Here is a 17,504-nt window from a genome sequence, read left to right as displayed (position 1 = left end):
GGTCCTCTCGGGTGTCGCGCGGCGGCATGGCGCTGCGGACGGAGGCCAGTGGGTGGCTCAGCGGGATCATGGCCGGGTGCACGCGCGCGGTGACGGAGGCCCCGTCCTCGGCCCGCTCGCAGATGGCGAGCAGTTTGATGGTGCAGCCCATCTCCTTCGCGGAGGCGAAGTCGGCCGCGGTCACCTCGGTCATGCCCTCGCGGTAGACGTCGTCGAGGCGCACGCGCGTGTGGAAGGAGATGCCGGCGAGGATCGCGGCCTTGGCGGCGGCGTCGAAGCCCTCGACGTCGGCGGTCGGGTCGGCCTCCGCGTACCCCAGGGCGGTGGCCTCGTCGAGGGCCTCCTGGTAGCCGGCGCCGGTGGAGTCCATCGCGTCGAGGATGAAGTTCGTCGTGCCGTTGACGATGCCCATCACCCGGTTGATCTTGTCGCCGGCGAGGGACTCGCGCAGCGGCCGGATCAGCGGGATGGCACCGGCGACGGCGGCCTCGTAGTAGAGGTCCTTGTCATGCTGCTCGGCGACGGCGTGCAGGGCGGCACCGTCCTGGGCGAGCAGCGCCTTGTTGGCCGAGACGACGGAGGCGCCGTGCTCGAAGGCGGTGGTGATGAGCCCGCGGGCGGGCTCGATGCCGCCGATGACCTCGATCACGACGTCGATGTCGCCGCGTTTGACGAGGGCGGTGGCGTCGGTGGTGACGAGCTCGGGGGCGATGCCCTCGCGCACCTTGTCGGGGCGCCGTACGGCCACGCCCGCGAGTTCCACGGGGGCACCGATCCGGGCCGTGAGGTCGTCGGCGTGCGTCGTCATGATGCGCGCCACCTCTGAGCCGACCACTCCACAGCCCAGCAGCGCCACCTTCAGCGGACGCGTACGCATCATCCGACCTCGTTTCCTCTTTACCGTCTACGGTGGAACCAGTCTCACTCACCGGACGGGAGTTTCTGCCCCCGGTCCGGATCGTGAGACGTCTATTTCATTTTCGCGGGGGCGGCAGACAGGAGATCTTCCGCCGCCCGCTTGCTTCGGCTTTCGGCCTTTTGTCATTCATCGGCCTTTTCTCATTCAGCCGACGTCGAGACGCAGCAGGTCCTCCTCCGTCTCGCGACGGACGATCGCCCGCGCCTCACCGCCGTCGACGGCGACGACCGGCGGGCGGAGCACGTGGTTGTAGTTGCTGGCCATCGACCGGCAGTACGCGCCGGTGGCCGGCACGGCGACGAGGTCACCCGGTGCCAGGTCCGACGGCAGGAACGCGTCCTTGACCACGATGTCCCCGCTCTCGCAGTGCTTGCCGACGACGCGGGCGAGCATCGGCTCCGCCTCGGAGGTGCGCGAGACCAGCGCAACGCTGTACTCCGCGTCGTACAGCGCGGTGCGGATGTTGTCCGACATGCCACCGTCGACGGACACGTAGGTGCGCAGCCCGTCGAGGGGCTTGACGGTGCCGACCTCGTAGAGCGTGAAGGCGGTCGGCCCGACGATGGCCCGCCCCGGCTCGACCGAGATACGAGGAGTACGCAGCTTCGCGGCCTCACACTCCCGCGTGACGATCTCGGTGAGCGCCTTGGCGATCTCGTGCGGCTCGCGGGGGTCGTCGTCGCTGGTGTACGCGATGCCGAGGCCGCCGCCGAGGTCGATCTCGGGCAGCTCGACGCCGTGCTCGTCGCGGACGGCCTTCAGGAGCGAGACGACCCGGTGGGCGGCGACCTCGAACCCGGACATGTCGAAAATCTGCGACCCGATGTGGCTGTGGATGCCGACGAGCTCGAGCCCGTCGAGCTGCAGGGCCCGGCGTACAGCCTCGGCGGCCTGCCCGCCGGCCAGCGGGATGCCGAACTTCTGGTCCTCGTGGGCCGTGGCGATGAACTCGTGGGTGTGGGCCTCGACGCCGACGGTGATGCGGATGAGGACCTTCTGCCGCTTTCCGAGGCTCTGCGCGATGTGGGCGACGCGGACGATCTCCTGGAATGAGTCGAGGACGATGTGCCCGACTCCGGCCCCGACGGCCCGGGTGATCTCGTCGACCGACTTGTTGTTGCCGTGGAAGGCGATGCGGTCGGCGGGCATGCCGGCGGAGAGGGCGGTGGCCAGCTCGCCGCCCGAGCAGACGTCGACGTTCAGCCCCTCCTCGTCGAGCCAGCGCACGACGGCGCGGGAGAGGAACGCCTTGCCGGCGTAGAAGACGTCGGCTTCGGCCCCGAAGGCGGTACGCCAGGCCCGCGCGCGGGCCCGGAAATCGGCCTCGTCCAGGACGTAGGCGGGGGTGCCGTACTCCTCGGCGAGCCGGGTGACGGGGATGCCACCGACAGTCACGACTCCGTCCTCGTCACGCGTCACGGTCTGGGCCCACACCTTGGGGTCCAGCGCGTTGAGGTCGGCGGGCGGAGCAGAGTAGTGGCCCTCGGGGAGGACATCGGCGTGACGGGGCCCGGCGGGGTGTGCGGAACGGCTCATGATCTGTTCGTGTCTCTCAGAGATGGTCGGGAGCGTCGATACCGAGCAGGGACAGGCCGCCGGCCAGCACCGTCCCGGCGGCTTCGGCGAGCGCGAGCCGGGCACGGTGGGCGGCCGAGGGTTTCTCCGCACCGCGGGGCAGCACGGCGGGGAGCAGGGGCATCGCCGCATCGGCGACGGTGACGAGGTGCCGGGCCAGGCGGTCGGGGGTGTGGTGCATGGCGGTGGCGGCGAGGACGCGGGGGTGATCGCCGAGTGCGGCGAGCAGCGCTTCCGCTTCGCTCACGGGACCGGGCTCGGGGTGGAAGCCGAGGTCGGCGGCGTTACGCAGGAGGGCCCGGGTGCGGGCGTGGGCGTACCGGACGCGGAAGAGGGGGTTGGTCTCCCGCTGGACGAGGTGGTCGCCGGGGATCCGGGGCCGGTCGTGGGCTGCGGGGTGCAGCAGCGCCCAGCGGGCGGCGTCCCGGCCGAGGGGAAGGGGGTCGGCGGGGGTGGGGACGGGGTGGACGGTGACGGACCGATCGGGGATGACACGTGGCCCCGGGGTGGCGATGTCCGCCCCGAGGACGGACTTCCACTCCGGGGCAGGCCGGCCGGTGCACGAGACACGGACGATGTCCCCCTGGCTGCGCGCAAGACGGGCCAGAACATCCGTGACCACCACGGCACGCACCTCGGCCCGGCAATAGATCTTGAGGGCGATCCCGCTGAACCCGTTCGTCGTGTGCCCGTAGCGCCGCCCGCGCCGCAGGATCTCGTCGACCAGGTCGCCGGAGGCGGTGCTGTGCAGGCTGACGTTGAGGAATCCGGGCCCGGTGACCACGACATCGGCGAACCGCTGCTCGTCGAGGAGCCGCGCACGAAGGATCTCGGCCACGTCACGCGGCGGCTGCCCTGCCGCGCGAGCCAGCTGGAGGGCGATGTTCGTGGCGTAGTCGCCACAGCCCCCGGGCCCCGGCGGAGTGACTACGGCCCGCTCCGGCACGATCACCCTGAGCTCACCCTCGTCGACAGCGCGGCGCACGGCGTGCAGCACGGTGCGGGAGAGCTCGACGGGGGTCACGGGACAAGCGTATGGGAGGAAGGGGGTGGGTATGCGAGCCGGTTTCGGTACGGTCCGGGATGTGGACGGGGCGGCGTTTGCGGGCCGGTCGGGGATGTGGTCGCGGCACATCTCGAGGGCCGGTCGGGGATGTGGACGCGGTGGCTCTTGAGGGCCGGTCGGGGAGGTGGACGCGGTGGCTCTTGAGGGCCTGCTGCAAGGGCTGGCGCTCGGGCCGCTCCCCTACGGCACGGCGGGTTGATCCACTTCCTTCACCGGGGCGCCATCGCCGCCGGCGTCGGGGCTGCCGCCGTGCTCCCGGCCCCCGCCCCGGGCCCGGGCCCGCTCGACCAACTGGCGCACCATCCGCACCAGTTCGGCCGGCTCGAAGGGTTTGGAGAGAAAGGCATCGACGCCGACTTCGAGCCCGGCCTCGATCTCGGGGTGGCTGCACGCGCTGACGATGGCGAGGGGCATGTCACGGGTACGGGGATCGGCCCGCAGCCGGGCGGCGGTCCTGAGCCCGTCCAGCCGGGGCATGACGACGTCGAGGGTCACGACATCGGGCCGCACCTGATGAACGACATCAAGACACTCGGCACCATCGGCCGCGGTCACGACCTCCAGCCCCTCCAGCTCGAGGTTGACCCTGATCAACTGCCGGATGACCTTGTTGTCGTCCACAACAAGCACCCGACCCGACACGCCTGGCACCACTCGAGAGTAGGTCGACCCCGGCCATCGCGTCCGGGTTTTCCCCACTTCCACCCCGCACGAGCGACTCACATCCCCGTCCCCGACAGCGAAAACCCGTTCATGACCACACCGAGGGAGCTGGTAGTGTTCTACCCGTCGCCGCGAGCAACGCGACGAACACGCCCCCGTAGCTCAGGGGATAGAGCAACGGCCTCCGGAGCCGTGTGCGCAGGTTCGAATCCTGCCGGGGGCACCTTGCATGAGGTGTCCAAAGACCCCGCCATCAGCGCTTTCGCTGGGACGGGGTCTTCGTGTGTGTGCAGGCGTCTGCGGCTCGGAGCGGCTGCATGTCAGGGGCCGTGGACTATTCGTGGACGGCGGCCGGCGACAACGCCCAGGTCAGCGGGCATTCCTCACGTCATGGTCCGAGCTTCCACGAGCGACCGCTGCACGTCACCCACCAGGCCCCGGAGACGCCCGGGCTGCACGCCCTCATGTTCCATCCACTCGTCGAGGCGAGGACGCAGGTGCCGCGCCATGCCCAGCCCGTGGCGACGCAGCACCGAGCGATTGATCGAGATCTCTGCCTGCACCTCTCTTCGGAGATCATCGGTCCAGCCCTGCGCCCGGTCGTCCTCTCCCAGAGGAGCCTTGAGAGTGGCCACCGCTTCATCGAGCACAGCGAGCAGGTCCATGGGCCCTCCGAACTCCACAACGCAGACGCACAGCAACAGGGAACAGGCCAGAACGCCGAAGGCCCCCACCCGCTCATTGAGCAGGTGGGAGCACAGTACCTTCGGCCGACCTCAGTCAGTTCTCTATTTCCTCCTGGTCATCACCCTCCCCGAGGAGCTCCGCGATCCGGCGGTTGGCCACGTCCTGGCGCCCGTCGAAGCACTTCGCGTACCGGCTCAACAGCACTTCGACGCTGTTGCCCGCCCGCTCCGCAACCTCGGTGGGGTCGACACCGGCATTGAGCCAGGAGGAGAGCGCGGCGTGCCTCAGGTCGTACGGTCGAGCGGCCAGCTGCGAGGCCACCTGTTCCGGCGTGAGCGCCAGGTGCCGGGCCTCGTCCCAGACGCGCCAGTACGTGGTGGAGGCGACCACTCCCCCACGTTCGTCGGCGAACAGCCGCCCGTCCTTGGCGGTGCCGAACTCCTCGATGTGGGCGAGGAGCATACGGACGAGGCGAGGCGGGATCGGGACGATGCGGGTTTCATTCGCGGGGCGATTCTTGAGGCCGCGGTTGTCGTGAACCTCCCCGGTCCCGGTCCAGCGCTTCCCCACGGTCGGGCGGGTCTTCTCCAGGATCAGCGAACCGCACCCGGTCTCCGGCAGCGTGCAGTCCGGACGACGCAGCGCCACAGCTTCCGCCGGCCGAAGCCCACCGAAGTACATGCAGGCGAAGAACGCGACCAGGCGCCGCCACGGGCTCTGCGGTAGCCGCCGACGTACGAGACAGCACCAAGGAGCTCAGCAGCCTGCCGGGGGTTCACCACAACCCGGCGGTCTACTTCCTTGGTCACCTTGGGCAGCTTCCACTTCACCAGCGCGACCGGGTTCTCCGGGAGCTCCCCAAGCTCGACCGCGTAAGCGAGGGCGTTGAAAAGGACAGCCCGCTTGCGCCGCACCGTCTCGGCAGCCGCCGGGGCACCTGAAAGGGTGAGCTTGAGCGAGTCGAGGACGCGGTGGATGTCCGCCGGATTCTTGAGCGTCGCCAGCGGCAGCGAGGCTTTGGCCACCCAGCGAAGGGCGTTCGCGATGTCCACTGGCGGAGCGTCTTCGTCCTCGGCCTGTACGACGAAGGCCCAGCCGCGTAAGGCGCGCCGCAACACATCGTCTGCCGGTCGACCGGACCGATCGCCCAGGAGCTGAGTCGTGACGAGCGTCATCGCCTCGTTCAGGCTGTCGCGGGAGTTCGGAGCCGCGTGCGGCCACTTAACGGCCACATAGGAGCGTGCGAAGTCGTACCAGGTGAGAGAGGGCTTCGCAGCCGCCATGGAGTCCGGCAGACCGGTTTCGGTGTCGAACGCTTCTCCCTTCTGAATGGCTCCGAGCAGTTTCGCCCTGAAGTTGTCGGCAAGCGCCTTGGTCCGGAAGGTCTCGGAGAACGGCGACGCGTCACCGACTTTCCACCGCACGTCATACGACGGTGTCTTGTACGGCCGCTTGCGGATGCCCCACACCCGCACGTCGTGCGACTTCACGCCACCTCCCAAAGGCCGTGCAGCCAAGCGGTGAAGTCGCTTCGCCACACGCGGAGTTCGCCGTTCGGGAGCTTGATTGCTTCAGGGGCATGACCCAGTTCACGCCAGCGGTAGAACGTCCGGCGAGAAACGCCGCCCAGCTCGTCCAGGACTTGGCGAACGCCCAGCGCCATCTTGGCGGAGGCTTCGTCGTTCACGCGGTGGCAGACAGACCCGGCCAGTCAGCTGAGCGCGGAGCATGGTCGCCCCCTTGCCCAGCTCGGCGCCGAAGCGCTGCCCACACACATCCAGGACGGATCTTGGGACATCGCCGCAGGTGCTGCCCCGAGTACGAGGACCTTGAGCCTCATAGCGTTGCAGGCAAGGCCCGAGAGATGGGCAGACGGGTTGGCCCCCTGGCCAACCCCTGCCTGTCTACCTGCGTATATCGATCTTCTGCGTGCAGGGGGCACATTGAGGGGCTCGGTGGATCGCGGTAGATGTCCGGTGTGCAGGCGCCGTTAGCCGACGCCGCCCGGGGAGTGGAGTTCGCGACCCCGCCCGTCGTGGCGGACAGACGAGGGAGCAGCCCGGTGTTTGGCTTGCCGGGCCGGTCGCTCTCCGCGATCGCGCCCGACGACCAGGAGGGACATCATGGCGGCACCGCGCGAGGTGGACGAGGCAAAGGTCGAAGCCTTCATGGAGAAGGTCCTCGGGGACCTCAGTGGAACGATGGCGGTCGGTCTGTGCCACCTGGGCGACCGGCTGGGCTTGTTCAAGGCCCTCGCCGCCCATGGTCCCGCAGACAGCCAGGAACTCGCTGACCGTCTGGATCTCAATGAGCGCTACGTACGCGAGTGGCTGCGGGGGCTCACCGCCGCAGGCTATCTGGAGGAGCCGGTGTCCGGGCGCTTCTCCCTGCCCGCCGAGCACGCCCCGGCTCTGGCTGACGAATCGGGGCCCATGTTCCTCGGCGGCGTCTACCAGATGATGCCCGCCGCCTTCGCGCCGTATGAACGATTGTGCGAGGTGTTCCGGAGCGGGGGCGGCGTACCGCAGAGCGGCTACCCGGACACGCTGTGGGACGGCATGAGCCGTTTCACCGGCAGCTGGTTCGAGAGCGTGATGGTCGACGACTGGCTCAGTACCTTTCCCCACGTCATCGAGAAGTTGGAACGGGGCATCGACGTCGCGGACGTCGGATGCGGCGCGGGCCGTGCCCTGATCGTGCTCGCCGAGGCGTTTCCCCGCTCGCGTTTCACCGGTTTCGACAACTTTCCGGGCCAGGTGGAACGCGCCCGGAAGAACGTGGAGAAGGCCGGGGTCGCCGACCGTGTGACCTTCGAGACGATCGATGCCACCCAGGGGCTTCCCGGGCGCTACGACCTCATCACCACCTTCGACGTCATCCATGACGCGGCTGAACCGAAGCAGCTTCTGTCCGCCATCAGGGCCGCCGTCAAGGACGACGGCGACTACCTGATGCTCGAGGCCAACTGCCAGGACCGCCCCGAGGACAACGTGGGTCCCGTCGCAACGATGCTCTACGGGTTCAGCATGTTCTATTGCATGACCACGTCCCTGGCGAACGACGGAGCCGCCCTCGGCACATGCGGTATGCCCGAAGCAGCCGTACGCAGTCTGTGCGCCGAGGCAGGCTTCAGCGACGTGACCCGCTCCCCAGCGGACGACCCCTTCAACGTCCTGTACGACATCAAGCCATAAGCCCGGACTGGCGCGGACGGAAGGGCGACTGGCCCGGGGAACCATCCGTCAGACCCGCCCCGCCGGCGCGCACCCGCTACCGATCACGGCCATGCACCCGGCGGCCTGCTGCGCCTGGCCGCGCCCCCGTTCGCCCGCCAGGTCCGCTCCTCCCTGACCAAGGACCTGCGCGACCTCGAACGCAGGCTCACCGAGCAGCGAGGAGGCGCCTGATGGCGTACGACGAGGGACTGGCCGAGCGGATCCGCGCACGGCTCGGCGCGGATCCCAGGATCGCCGAGAAGCGCATGTTCGGTGGTATCGCCTTCCTGTTCCAGGGCAACATGGCCGTCGGCGTGACCGGCGACGACCTCATGGTCCGCGTCGGCCCGGACGCCACCGCCGCGGCCCTCGCCCGGCCGGGTGCGCGGGTCTTCGACATGACCGGCCGCCCGATGCGCGGCTGGGTCGTCATCGCGGGCGGAGCCGTCGCGGAGGACGACGCCCTGAGTGCGTGGGTAGAAGAGGGACACGCCTTCGCCGCGAGCCTGCCGCCCAAGTAGCAGCCCTGTCGCCGCGCTGGCCTCCTGCTGACGCACTCATTCAGCGAGGTCGCTCGGCCGCGAGACGGCGGAGTCGCGCAGCGATTGACTCACCCAGTTGAAAGCCAGACCACGCATGTCTATGCCGCCGCCCCGTCGGCGATCGAGTCCAGGGCGGCGGTTACCGTCTTCCGCAGTGTCGTAGCGTCGGCACCGGCGCGGGAGCGCACGTCGACGCCAAAGGCAACCATGCATCCCCAGCGGGCGTACTCGCCCGAGCAGCGCGCCTCGATCAGTCCGCCGAAGAACTCGGAGACGGCCGGCAGGCCCCGCTCGTCCTCGGCCGGGCGCCGGAACATCGGCTGGGACCGCTGCTCCAGGTAACGATGCAGCGCGGCGAGGTAGAGCTTTTACTTGCCGCCGAACGTGGCGTACCGGCTGGAACGGTTGAGCCCGGTCACGGTCACCACGTCCTGGACCCCGGTCGAGGCCACACCCTGCCGCCAGAAACAGCCGCACCACGGTCTCCAGGGTGGCGTCCGGATCGAAGTGGGCATCCGGGCTCCTGGCGGGTCTTCGCCCCGCGCTGCGGACAGCGTCCCGATCCCAGTTCTCAGCAGTCTCCTGGTGCACGGCCCCCTGCACCAGGTGGTTCCCGGTGCAGAGGGCCGTTCCAGGCGCGTGCAGCCCGTCCGGACGTTACCCGGGGCGGGGCAGAAACGTCACACAGTGGCCCCCTTTCGCTTGGCCGTCCTTGCCCGGCGCACCGTGCGTACGGCGAGGAGGCCGCCGCCCGCAGCCACGACTGCGGCCACGGCGAATGCGAACGTGGTGTGGCTCAGCCCCAGGATCGTGTCGTCCCCGCCCGTATCCGGTTTCGGCAGGCTCAGGCCCTGGCAGGCGGACGGAACCGCGACCGGCTCGGCGCCATCGACCACTTGGAACTGGAACGCGCTGGTCTGCGTGTCGCCGTCGGCGGAGGTGACGGTGTAGGACACAGTGCTGACCCCCGCGCGCAGCGGGGTGACGGCGGCGCAGACGACGGAGCCGTCGGCCACGGCGGGCTGCCCGACGGGCACCGCGGCGCCGTCGGGACCGGTCATGTCGATCGTCGGTGTGGTGCCGGACTTCAGCCGGCTGAAGGTCAGCGCGATGACGTCGGCACCGGGTGCGACCTTGGCGCCGGGTCCCGGTGTCGCGTCTTTCAGCGCGGTGTGGGCGTATGCGGGGGTGCCGCCGAGGAACAGCAGCACGCACAGGCATCCCAGCAGGACGGCCGGCGCCCTCAGAAGTCGAAGTCCGCGCATGCGATCCGGTTGTCCATCGCTTCCATGGGGTGGACGACGACCGCCACCGCCTCCTTGCCCGTCTTGCGGTCGTTGTTCACCGTGGTCATACCCATGCCGGACTTGTCGGCGGTGAACATCAGGTGCACCTCGTTCGGCGGGGTGGCCGGGCCGCCCTTGTCGAACTGGAAGTGCTCCCCGCCGCCCTTGGTGGCGCACGGCTGGCCGTGCAGATGCGACATGTACTGCTCGCCGGGCTTCAGGCCGGTCAGGGACACCGTCACCGTGGTGCCCTTCGGGCCCTGCGCCAGCGAGGCCGTGCCCTTGACGTCGTCCATGCCGGGCGGGCGGGTGTCGAGCAGCTTGAAGGTGCCCTTGACCACCTCGGCGCCGGGGATCTTGTCGGCGGGGGTGGCCGACGGGTCTCCCATCGCCGTCCCCTCCATGTCGTCCATACCGGCGGAGGGTGAGGAGGAGTCGGCGGCCGCCGAGTTCGCGGACGCGCTGTCGGAAGAGCCGCTGCCGCAGCCGGACAGCAGCAGGGCCGTGGCCGTCAGACCGGCGCAGCAGGCGGCGAGACGGGTGCGCGAGCGACGCGAACCCGCCTCCCCGTCCCGTCCGGACGTCACCGGCCGCACCGTTGACTCGGTGTCAGGCGGGTGTGAGTGGCCGGATGTGTGGTGGTGGTGCTTGAACATGGAGCTCCCGATCGATGAAGCAGGCCGGCTCCGCCGCGACGCCGCGGCACCCCGCAGGCGACCGCGCGCCAGGACAGACGGCGCGGCGGCGGACACAGCCCGGGCCGAAGAGAACACGCCGACATGCGTACGGGCACGCCGGCCAGCTGCCTGTCCCCCGGCTCGGCCACCGCCGGTTCGGGCCGGTTTCAGCGCCGTGCGGCAAGCAGCGGGACGGGAGACGGGCGATGTGCGCAGGGGTGGTGGCCCTGCGGCGGCCCTCTGCGGACGACCGCGTGCCTCAGCGGGGAAGGGGTCGGCCGCGTGTCCTGCGCGACGCCCTCGGCGGTACGGCACGGCGGCGACGCACGCCGGGCCTCCGTCCGCAGCAGCACGCGGCAGACCCTGCGCAGCGGGGCGAACAGGACGGCGGCCAGAGCCCGGCCGATCCGGTGGACCGCGGCCTCGCCCCGCCACAGCCACACGCCGCACACGACGGCGGCGAGCAGGTGTGCCAGGAGCATCCCGGCGGAGGCCGCGTGCGTCACGGCGGACAACAACGGTGCGCCAGAGGGCGCCTCCAGCACCGGGGCGTGCATCCCGGGGTGGTGCATGCCCATGCCGGAGTGAGAGAACGCCATTCCGTGCGTGCCGGAGGGCCGCTCCCCGATCGGGACGCCGACGGCGGTTGATGACCGGACCAGCTGGTGGGTGAGGCTGAACAGCAGGTGCAGCAGCCCCTGTGCGACCACGGTGGCCCCGATGATCGTCACGGCGCGACGTTCTCGGCCGGTCAGCCGCCACGCTCCCGAGGCCGTCACGGCGAACGCGACGCCCACCGCCCACCAGGGCAGGACGTCGTCAGCCATCAGGGCATGGCCCAGTGCGGTCGTCATGGCGCATACGGCCGCGAACATCGCGGTCCGCACCAGACGCAGGGCGGTGGCACCCTGCGTGACACCTGTCATGCGGCGGCCACGACTCGCTCCGCCGCCAGGGCGGTGCATGCGGGGCATCGGGCAACTCCTCAAGACCGGCACGTACGTCGTTGATTACGGACCGCTGCACGACAGCGTTCACGCAGGTACGGAACCGCGGACCGCCTTCATCCCCAGCGATCCCTGCCCCGACCTCAGTGGATGATCTTCACCCCCTTCTCCACGGTGACCTGGTCGATGTCCGAGGTACGGACGGTGACCCGCATCGTCCATGTCCCGGCGGCCGGGAGGTTGAGGGTGTCGCTGCCCCAGTAGCCGCTCTGGTCGGCGAGTTCGGCGTCCAGCGGGCCGATGTCCTTGTCGGAATGGGTGAAGCTCAGCCGCAGTTCGGGGATGGCGAGGAGGCTGCCGTCCGCGGCGTAGACGGTGGCTTCCACCACGTTCCGGCCGACCCGGCCCGGCTCCAGGATGACCTGTACCTTGCCGCGTCCGGTGCGGCCCGTGCCGCCCGTGTCGAACGGCACCGTCGTCAAGTTCACGTCGGGCCGGCCGGGCACCTTGGAGGCCGCCACGGTCTCGGCGTCGGCCCGCCCTGGTTGACTGCCCGTCAGGACGGTGGTCACCGCGAGCACCACGACGCCGATCACCACCTCCGCCATCACGGACCTGCGCAAACCGCGTCGCTGCTCCTCGGGGCCGGGATCGGCCGAGTCGGGCCCCGAGGTGGGCGAGGTCGTCCGGTCGGGCGCAGGGCTCTGGTCGCCGCCCACGGTGACCAGCACCGGTTCCTCCGCCGGCCCGCGCAGCAGCCGCTCGGTCCAGTTCCGGGAGTACGACGCCGCCACCAGCATGAGGACCACGGTGGCGGCCTTCAGGGCCAGCGTCCTGCCGTAGGGGGTGGCGAACGCCTCCCAGGAGCCGAGCCCGCGCCAGGACTGGTAGACGCCGGTGGCCGCCAGCACGGCCACCGAGGCCAGGGCAAGCCGGGAGAAGCGGGCCAGGGCGGCCGGCGGGAGCGGTTCGTCGGCCGGTGCCCGCAACAGAGCGACCAGCAGCGCGGTCAGACCGCCGAGCCAGACCGACATGGCGAGCAGGTGCAGCACGGAGGAGGCCATCGCCACGGGTACCTGGATGCCGGTGGAGGCGTGCTCGGACGCCGCCCATGTCCCGGCCAGGCCCAGGGCGAGTACGGCCGCGACCGTACGCCGATCGACCCGCCCCTCGTACCGCCCGCGCTTGAGGAGCCAGGCCACCAGCAGGAGCAGGGCCAGGCGGGCCAGCAGCGCGATGCCCGGCCGGCTGCCCACCGTGCCGCGCAGCAGCCGCGGGTCGAACACCCCGGCCGGTCCGCCCCCGCTCTCATACGACCCGCGCACCAGCAACAACGCCATGGTCGACAGCGCCAGCGTCCACCAACCGGTCAGGAACAGCCTGCGCACTCCTCGTACGGACGCTGACCCGGGCCAGCAGACCAGCGCGAAGACGGCGATGCCGATCAGCAGGGCCAGACCGGCATAGGCGAGGTAGCGCCCGGTGCCGTAGAGCAGGTCGACGACGGAGTCCACAGCCGGCTCGGCAGTGGACTCGGCCCGGGCCTGCGAGGGCGCGCCGACGGAGAAGAGGAAGCCACCGGACACGGCGTGGCTGTCCGCCGAGATCACTCGCCAGGAGACGGTGTACGTGCCCTCCTTCAGGCCACCGGTCAGCCGCACCCGGGCCGTGTCCGCCTTGCCGTCCGCGTGCGCGGGGTCGCCCGCGGTCACCGGGCGGCCACCGGGATCGATGACCCGCACCGAGTCCTCGGCGAGGGCGACGGACTCGTTGAAGGTGACCGTGATCTGTTTGGGCGCCGTCTTCAGCACCGTGTCCCCGCGCGGGTCGCTGCCGGTCAGTACCGCGTGCGCCGACGCAGGTGCCGCGCTGCCGAGCAGGGCACCGGCGAGCACGGCGACCACCACCAGCAGAGCCCTGACCGCGTGCCCACCTTGCTTCACGTGTCGTCGTGCCACGTCATGACTCCGGGTCGGCTGTCGGGGTCTCGGATGCTCCGGAGGCGCGCCGCCTGGCCAGCCACCACGCGCCGGCGCCCAGCACGAGCAGCCCGGCGACCACCGAGCCTGCCACCGGTCCGGCGGACGACCCGTCCTCCTGAGCGGCGGCCGCCTTCCCGGCGGCGGGCCGAGCGTCCTTCGTCTCCGTGGGTGCGCTGCTGGTGGCGGGGCTCGGGCCGGAGGAGTCCGCACCCGGTGACGCAGGCTTCAGCTGTAGCACGGGGGCGGGCTGTTCGGGCTCCACGTCGCCGCCCGGCAGCTCGATCCAGCGGACGACCTCGCCGTCGCTGTAGGTCTCGAGAGTCTTGAACACGAGCCGGCCGGTGTCCGGCAACTGCCGGACCCTGACTTTGTATTGCGCATCGACTCCGGTCTTGAGGGCAGGCCCCGCGACGGTGTAGCCGTCTGCGGTGGTCTTCAGCTTCCAGCCCTCGGGCGCGTCGGCGAGTGTGACATCGCCGGACGCGATGCCGCCGGGCAGGACGACGCGCAGTCCGGCGAATCCGGCGGTGTCGGACTCGGCCTCGGAGACGAAGGTGAGGGTGGCATTCTCGGCCAGGGCCCGCGGGGTGTCGGCCTCGACCCCCGCGTGGGCGGACGCCGGAGCGGCCAGAAAAAGCGCGGCCGTCAGCGCGGCGGCGCAGGTGAGGGTGATACGGCCTGCCGTGCGGGCAGCGGTGTGCACGGACACAGGGATGCTCCTTGCGGTGACGGCCGGGCAGCCCAAGGGGACCGCCCGGGCGAGGGACGACGCGGGACGTGGACGTGTCCCGGCGGTCCCCGGCGCACCAGCGCGTGCCCCAACAGATGAGTCCATGCCCGCGTGACAGGCGCCGAGTATCCGGTGAGAGACACGGCGGGCAAGGGGCGGACCTGAACGCCGCCCCGCAGCGAGCGGACCCAGGCGGCGACGGCTGCAGCGATGCCGCGTACCGCGCGGGTCGTGGCCAGAGCGGCCGCCACGGCGGCGTCGGCGCTGTGCAGCAGCCAGGCCACCGCCGGCGCGGCCAGCACGTGGATGGCCGCCATCGCGGCACAGACGTGCTGCCAGGTATGACCCCCCAGCGCGTCCATCACCGCAGCACCGCGGATGCCGTCAGTGCCGTGGGCGGCCTGGGCAGTCCCGTCCGAATCCGGCTCACCCGCGATCGTCAGCATCAGATGCAGCACGCTCTGCACGGCAAGGCCACATCCGACGACGACAGGCAACGACAACCGCCGACGGGCGACCGGCCAGACGACGGCGAACTGCGCCCCCGCCACCAGCAACACGAACCGCCACGGCACCGCTTGCTCAGTGACAGCACTGTGCCCCAGAGCGGCGAGGACGCTGCCGGCCAGGGCGAACACCCCGGCTCTGGCACAGACTGAGCGACGGCTCGCCCCCGACCGACCGGGGCGGCCGTCGGAGGACCTCACGTGCCCACCCTGGATGATCGCCTCTCCCTCCGCCGCGGCAGACCTCCGTCAGCACCAGCCCGCCGCATCACAGGCGGCAGACGTCGGTGGTGTGTCACACATCCGCGCGGCTAGAGGGAATACGCAAACGTCACCGGCTGCGTTCACCTGCCGGTGCGGGGATTGTCCACGGCTCGCGCCGACATGGGAACAACGGGCCGCTCGTCCGATCAGCGATCAACCGGCCCAGCAGTGATGCCGTCAGCTCACTCACCGGAACCACGCCTTGTCCGGCCTCACCGGCTTCCGCACGCGCACCTGCCGGCGCGGGATGTCCACGTCCTCGACGTCCGCTCCCAGCCAGTCCGCCACCGGGCCCTGCCGTCCCGCAACGCCGACCACAGCGCCCGGTGAGCCCACGAGGTCGCCTCGTCTGCCACCAGTTCCTCCAACCGCGCCCGGCTCACCCTCGCGACTCCCGCCGAAATGCCCCCGCTCTTCCCGCTGCAGCGATCGCCTGGTCTGGCTCTCACAGGTGCCGGCCCTCATGCCGCTTCCGGTTCCGGCCGCTGGTCGTGGGCGTCGGGAGCCCTTCCACGCGCTGGTTGTCGGTCGACCGCCGGTCGTGGAGGCACATGGGTACGGGCGCGGCAGGACGTCGACGCCGTTGCCGGCCCGCCGGGCGACCTCGGCCGGATCCGTGCGCGCACAGCCACGTGGACGACGCCGAGTGCGTCAGGTCATACGGCCGTTCGCGAGCGAGGTGCTGGTGAGCGCGGGCGGCAGGGCGAGGCCACGGACTTCGTGCCGGACGCGGTGGCAGGTGGTGCGGGTGAGGATGCGGCCGCGTCCGCGTCCGCTGAAGAAGAGCCGGCCATCTGTGGCCGGGCCGAGGTTAGTGACGTGCTCGCGCCACAGGGCCACCAGGTACGGCGGCAGAGGCACCGCCCTGGTGTCGTCGGGGCGATGGAGACCGCGGTCAAGGAGTTCGTCGATGCGCAGGGAATCGAACTGGACACTGAGCAGCCCGCATGGCGCCCCCATGGCACACATGGCCCACCGTCGCGCCTCATCTGCTCATGGGGCTCTCGAACGGGACGAAGGCGTCGTCCTTCCGCATCACACAGCGCCCGGATGACGAAGCCCGAGATGGCGATCATGGTGATCGACCAGACCGGATAGTAGGGCAGGGAACGGAAGTTGGAGATGATGAAGAGGCCCGCGATGCCGACGCCGAGGACGCGGGCCCAGGTCGACGCCATGAACAGGCCGAAGCTGACGGCGAAGGCGAGTACGCCCAGGGCGAGGTGGATCCATCCCCGGGCGGTGAGGTTGAACTCGAAGACGTAGTTCCGCGCCGAGACGAATATGTCGTCGTCCGCGATCTCCGCGATGCCGCGCATGATGTCGAGAATGCCGCCGATCATGAGCATGATGGCCGCGAAGACGGTTACGCCGGTGGCCCATTCCCGCAGGGGCGTGCGGAGGCTTCCCGGGTGCGTGGTGGTCATGCCGGCCTCGTCGTTCCCCTCCTCGTCCGGTGAGGTGTGGCCGCCCGCCGGGGCCGTGCCGGTCTCAGCGCGCCCACGGCAAGACGAGGAGGGCCTCACCCGGGACGGGTGAGGCTCGACGAGGCGGAAAGCGCCACTTTCGCCCCATGCGCACCATTGTTCTACCGTGGAGGGGAACGACGCTGCTCATCCCCTCACCGATCATCGAGGTAACGGTCATGACGGAGACCACTCAGCGCAGTAATGCAGCGGGCAGGCAGGACGGGGCGCCATCGCAGGGCGGCAAGGGCGCTCCGGGCACCCGCGGAAACACCACCATCGCGGACACGGTCGTCGCGAAGATCGCGGGCATGGCGGCCCGGGAGATTCCCGAGGTGCACAACCTCGGCGGAGGAATGACCAGGGCCTTCGGGGCTGTGCGTCAGCGGGTGCCGGGCGGCGGCAGCGGGGTCACCCAGGGGGTGAAGGTGGAGGTCGGCGAACGCCAGGCCGCCGTCGATCTCGACGTGGTCGTCGAGTACGGCGCCGCCATCGCCGACACCGCCGCGGATGTCCGGACCAACGTCATCAACGCCGTGGAGCGGATGACCGGCCTGGAGGTCGTGGAGGTCAACATCGCCGTCGACGACGTCCATCTGCCGGACGAGGAAGAGGACGAGTCCGAACAGCAGGAGGGCAGGCGGGTGGCCTGACCCGAGGGGTCTACTTGCCTCAGCAGGACTCGGCCATGGGGCGGCGGCGGGCAGGGGGCGGGCTGGTGCCCTCCGTCCTCCCCATCCCCCTTGGGGGTGGAGGGCACCCTCGAGGGGCGCCGGCCCTCCCGCCGGTCCGGCCGGTCCGTGTCAGTGCAGGGCTTCCCACCCGTCCGTCTCAGGCCGAGCGCTTGCGGGACGTCGACTTCTTCGCCGGCGTCTTCTTCGCGGTGCTCTTCGACGCCGTCTTCTTGGCAGTCCCCTGGCCCTGGCCCGACTTGGCCGTCGACTTCTTCGCCGCCGTGGTCTTCTTGGCCGCCGTCTTC

17 protein-coding genes, 1 tRNA gene and 4 pseudogenes are annotated in these 17,504 nt (G+C 70.5%); 5 read left to right on the top strand and 17 right to left on the bottom strand.

Annotation, left to right across the window (positions count from 1 at the left end):
• From ABZ281_RS10360 to ABZ281_RS10345, 4 genes are all read right to left on the bottom strand, one after another.
• On the bottom strand, positions 1-880 hold an 880-nt coding region (locus ABZ281_RS10360; protein WP_356654016.1), incomplete at its 3' end, for a homoserine dehydrogenase.
• A 183-nt stretch (positions 881-1,063) separates the two neighbouring features.
• Positions 1,064-2,455: a diaminopimelate decarboxylase gene (lysA, locus tag ABZ281_RS10355; RefSeq protein ID WP_356654014.1), complete on the bottom strand. Its 1,392-nt coding sequence runs from the start codon at positions 2,453-2,455 to the stop codon at positions 1,064-1,066.
• A 16-nt stretch (positions 2,456-2,471) separates the two neighbouring features.
• The gene (gene nrtL, locus ABZ281_RS10350; RefSeq protein ID WP_356654012.1) at positions 2,472-3,518 is read right to left on the bottom strand and encodes an ArgS-related anticodon-binding protein NrtL; all 1,047 of its coding nucleotides are present in this window, start codon (positions 3,516-3,518) and stop codon (positions 2,472-2,474) included.
• Positions 3,519-3,740: 222 nt separating this feature from the next.
• Positions 3,741-4,259 carry a response regulator gene (locus ABZ281_RS10345; RefSeq protein ID WP_356654020.1) on the bottom strand — a complete coding sequence of 173 codons (519 nt, stop codon included), beginning with the start codon at positions 4,257-4,259 and terminating at the stop codon, positions 3,741-3,743.
• Between the two features lie 115 nt (positions 4,260-4,374).
• On the opposite strand from ABZ281_RS10345, the gene ABZ281_RS10340 reads away from it, so the two are divergent.
• A tRNA-Arg gene (locus ABZ281_RS10340) sits at positions 4,375-4,446 on the top strand.
• Between the two features lie 160 nt (positions 4,447-4,606).
• Here the strand turns inward: ABZ281_RS10340 and ABZ281_RS10335 are convergent.
• The 4 genes and pseudogenes from ABZ281_RS10335 to ABZ281_RS10320 form a co-directional block, all read right to left on the bottom strand.
• On the bottom strand, positions 4,607-4,888 hold the full coding sequence (locus ABZ281_RS10335; protein WP_356654010.1) for a hypothetical protein: 282 nt from the start codon (positions 4,886-4,888) through the stop codon (positions 4,607-4,609).
• A 115-nt stretch (positions 4,889-5,003) separates the two neighbouring features.
• Positions 5,004-6,400: pseudogene (locus tag ABZ281_RS10330) on the bottom strand (tyrosine-type recombinase/integrase).
• Entirely contained in the window at positions 6,397-6,573 is a 177-nt protein-coding gene (locus tag ABZ281_RS10325; protein ID WP_356654018.1) for an excisionase, read from the bottom strand. Before ABZ281_RS10325 ends, ABZ281_RS10330 begins: the two are co-directional and overlap by 4 nt.
• Positions 6,562-6,691 (bottom strand): annotated as a pseudogene (locus ABZ281_RS10320) (conjugal transfer protein TraS); the annotation flags it as partial. The pseudogene ABZ281_RS10320 and the gene ABZ281_RS10325, both read right to left, overlap by 12 nt.
• A gap of 342 nt (positions 6,692-7,033) precedes the next feature.
• Between ABZ281_RS10320 and ABZ281_RS10315 the strand changes: the two are divergent.
• Positions 7,034-8,104, top strand: coding sequence for a methyltransferase domain-containing protein (locus ABZ281_RS10315; RefSeq protein WP_356654008.1), 1,071 nt, complete (start codon positions 7,034-7,036; stop codon positions 8,102-8,104).
• A gap of 212 nt (positions 8,105-8,316) precedes the next feature.
• Positions 8,317-8,646, top strand: coding sequence for a TfoX/Sxy family protein (locus ABZ281_RS10310; protein ID WP_356654006.1), 330 nt, complete (start codon positions 8,317-8,319; stop codon positions 8,644-8,646).
• Between the two features lie 119 nt (positions 8,647-8,765).
• Here ABZ281_RS10310 and ABZ281_RS10305 read toward each other — a convergent pair.
• The 6 genes and pseudogenes from ABZ281_RS10305 to ABZ281_RS10280 all read right to left on the bottom strand — a co-directional run bounded on the left by ABZ281_RS10305 (position 8,766) and on the right by ABZ281_RS10280 (position 14,268).
• Positions 8,766-9,156, bottom strand: a pseudogene (locus ABZ281_RS10305) (TetR family transcriptional regulator).
• 191 nt (positions 9,157-9,347) lie between these two features.
• Positions 9,348-9,932: a copper resistance CopC family protein gene (locus ABZ281_RS10300; RefSeq protein WP_356654004.1), complete on the bottom strand. Its 585-nt coding sequence runs from the start codon at positions 9,930-9,932 to the stop codon at positions 9,348-9,350.
• Positions 9,911-10,540 (bottom strand): superoxide dismutase family protein, encoded by a 630-nt coding sequence (locus ABZ281_RS10295; RefSeq protein ID WP_356654002.1) that lies wholly within the window; start codon positions 10,538-10,540, stop codon positions 9,911-9,913. The genes ABZ281_RS10300 and ABZ281_RS10295 overlap by 22 nt, the downstream gene beginning before the upstream one ends.
• A gap of 257 nt (positions 10,541-10,797) precedes the next feature.
• Complete coding sequence (locus ABZ281_RS10290) at positions 10,798-11,556, bottom strand: hypothetical protein (RefSeq protein ID WP_356654000.1); 759 nt, start codon at positions 11,554-11,556, stop codon at positions 10,798-10,800.
• A 164-nt stretch (positions 11,557-11,720) separates the two neighbouring features.
• A complete protein-coding gene (locus ABZ281_RS10285) occupies positions 11,721-13,535 on the bottom strand; it encodes a copper resistance protein CopC (RefSeq protein WP_356653998.1) in 1,815 nt (604 codons plus the stop codon).
• Between the two features lies 1 nt (position 13,536).
• Complete coding sequence (locus ABZ281_RS10280; protein ID WP_356653996.1) at positions 13,537-14,268, bottom strand: DUF1775 domain-containing protein; 732 nt, start codon at positions 14,266-14,268, stop codon at positions 13,537-13,539.
• Positions 14,269-14,499: 231 nt separating this feature from the next.
• Here ABZ281_RS10280 and ABZ281_RS10275 point away from each other — a divergent pair, with 231 nt between their 5' ends.
• Complete coding sequence (locus tag ABZ281_RS10275) at positions 14,500-14,634, top strand: hypothetical protein (protein WP_356653994.1); 135 nt, start codon at positions 14,500-14,502, stop codon at positions 14,632-14,634.
• A 611-nt stretch (positions 14,635-15,245) separates the two neighbouring features.
• On the opposite strand, the gene ABZ281_RS10270 is transcribed toward ABZ281_RS10275, so the two are convergent.
• The 3 genes and pseudogenes from ABZ281_RS10270 to ABZ281_RS10260 form a co-directional block, all read right to left on the bottom strand.
• Positions 15,246-15,395 carry a hypothetical protein gene (locus tag ABZ281_RS10270; protein WP_356653992.1) on the bottom strand — a complete coding sequence of 50 codons (150 nt, stop codon included), beginning with the start codon at positions 15,393-15,395 and terminating at the stop codon, positions 15,246-15,248.
• Between the two features lie 315 nt (positions 15,396-15,710).
• Entirely contained in the window at positions 15,711-16,019 is a 309-nt protein-coding gene (locus ABZ281_RS10265; protein ID WP_356653990.1) for a hypothetical protein, read from the bottom strand.
• A gap of 25 nt (positions 16,020-16,044) precedes the next feature.
• Positions 16,045-16,486: pseudogene (locus ABZ281_RS10260) on the bottom strand (hypothetical protein).
• A 218-nt stretch (positions 16,487-16,704) separates the two neighbouring features.
• Here ABZ281_RS10260 and ABZ281_RS10255 point away from each other — a divergent pair.
• Complete coding sequence (locus ABZ281_RS10255; RefSeq protein WP_356653988.1) at positions 16,705-17,178, top strand: Asp23/Gls24 family envelope stress response protein; 474 nt, start codon at positions 16,705-16,707, stop codon at positions 17,176-17,178.
• Positions 17,179-17,504 lie beyond the last annotated feature (326 nt).

Origin of the sequence: Streptomyces sp. NPDC006265 (genome assembly GCF_040613555.1) — a bacterium.
GTDB lineage: Bacteria > Actinomycetota > Actinomycetes > Streptomycetales > Streptomycetaceae > Streptomyces.
The sequence above is the reverse complement of the archived record's forward strand: the minus strand, read 5'-3'. Positions and strand labels throughout refer to the sequence as shown.

What these genes read in the sequence shown, in the direction of transcription:
- lysA (WP_356654014.1), bottom strand. Translation starts at nt 2,455, where the DNA reads ATGAGCCGTTCCGCACACCCCGCCGGGCCCCGTCACGCCGATGTCCTC.
- ABZ281_RS10335 (WP_356654010.1), bottom strand. Translation starts at nt 4,888, where the DNA reads ATGGACCTGCTCGCTGTGCTCGATGAAGCGGTGGCCACTCTCAAGGCT.
- ABZ281_RS10325 (WP_356654018.1), bottom strand. Translation starts at nt 6,573, where the DNA reads ATGGCGCTGGGCGTTCGCCAAGTCCTGGACGAGCTGGGCGGCGTTTCT.
- ABZ281_RS10315 (WP_356654008.1), top strand. Translation starts at nt 7,034, where the DNA reads ATGGCGGCACCGCGCGAGGTGGACGAGGCAAAGGTCGAAGCCTTCATG.
- ABZ281_RS10310 (WP_356654006.1), top strand. Translation starts at nt 8,317, where the DNA reads ATGGCGTACGACGAGGGACTGGCCGAGCGGATCCGCGCACGGCTCGGC.
- ABZ281_RS10300 (WP_356654004.1), bottom strand. Translation starts at nt 9,932, where the DNA reads ATGCGCGGACTTCGACTTCTGAGGGCGCCGGCCGTCCTGCTGGGATGC.
- ABZ281_RS10290 (WP_356654000.1), bottom strand. Translation starts at nt 11,556, where the DNA reads ATGACAGGTGTCACGCAGGGTGCCACCGCCCTGCGTCTGGTGCGGACC.
- ABZ281_RS10275 (WP_356653994.1), top strand. Translation starts at nt 14,500, where the DNA reads ATGCCGCGTACCGCGCGGGTCGTGGCCAGAGCGGCCGCCACGGCGGCG.
- ABZ281_RS10265 (WP_356653990.1), bottom strand. Translation starts at nt 16,019, where the DNA reads ATGGGGGCGCCATGCGGGCTGCTCAGTGTCCAGTTCGATTCCCTGCGC.
- ABZ281_RS10255 (WP_356653988.1), top strand. Translation starts at nt 16,705, where the DNA reads ATGACGGAGACCACTCAGCGCAGTAATGCAGCGGGCAGGCAGGACGGG.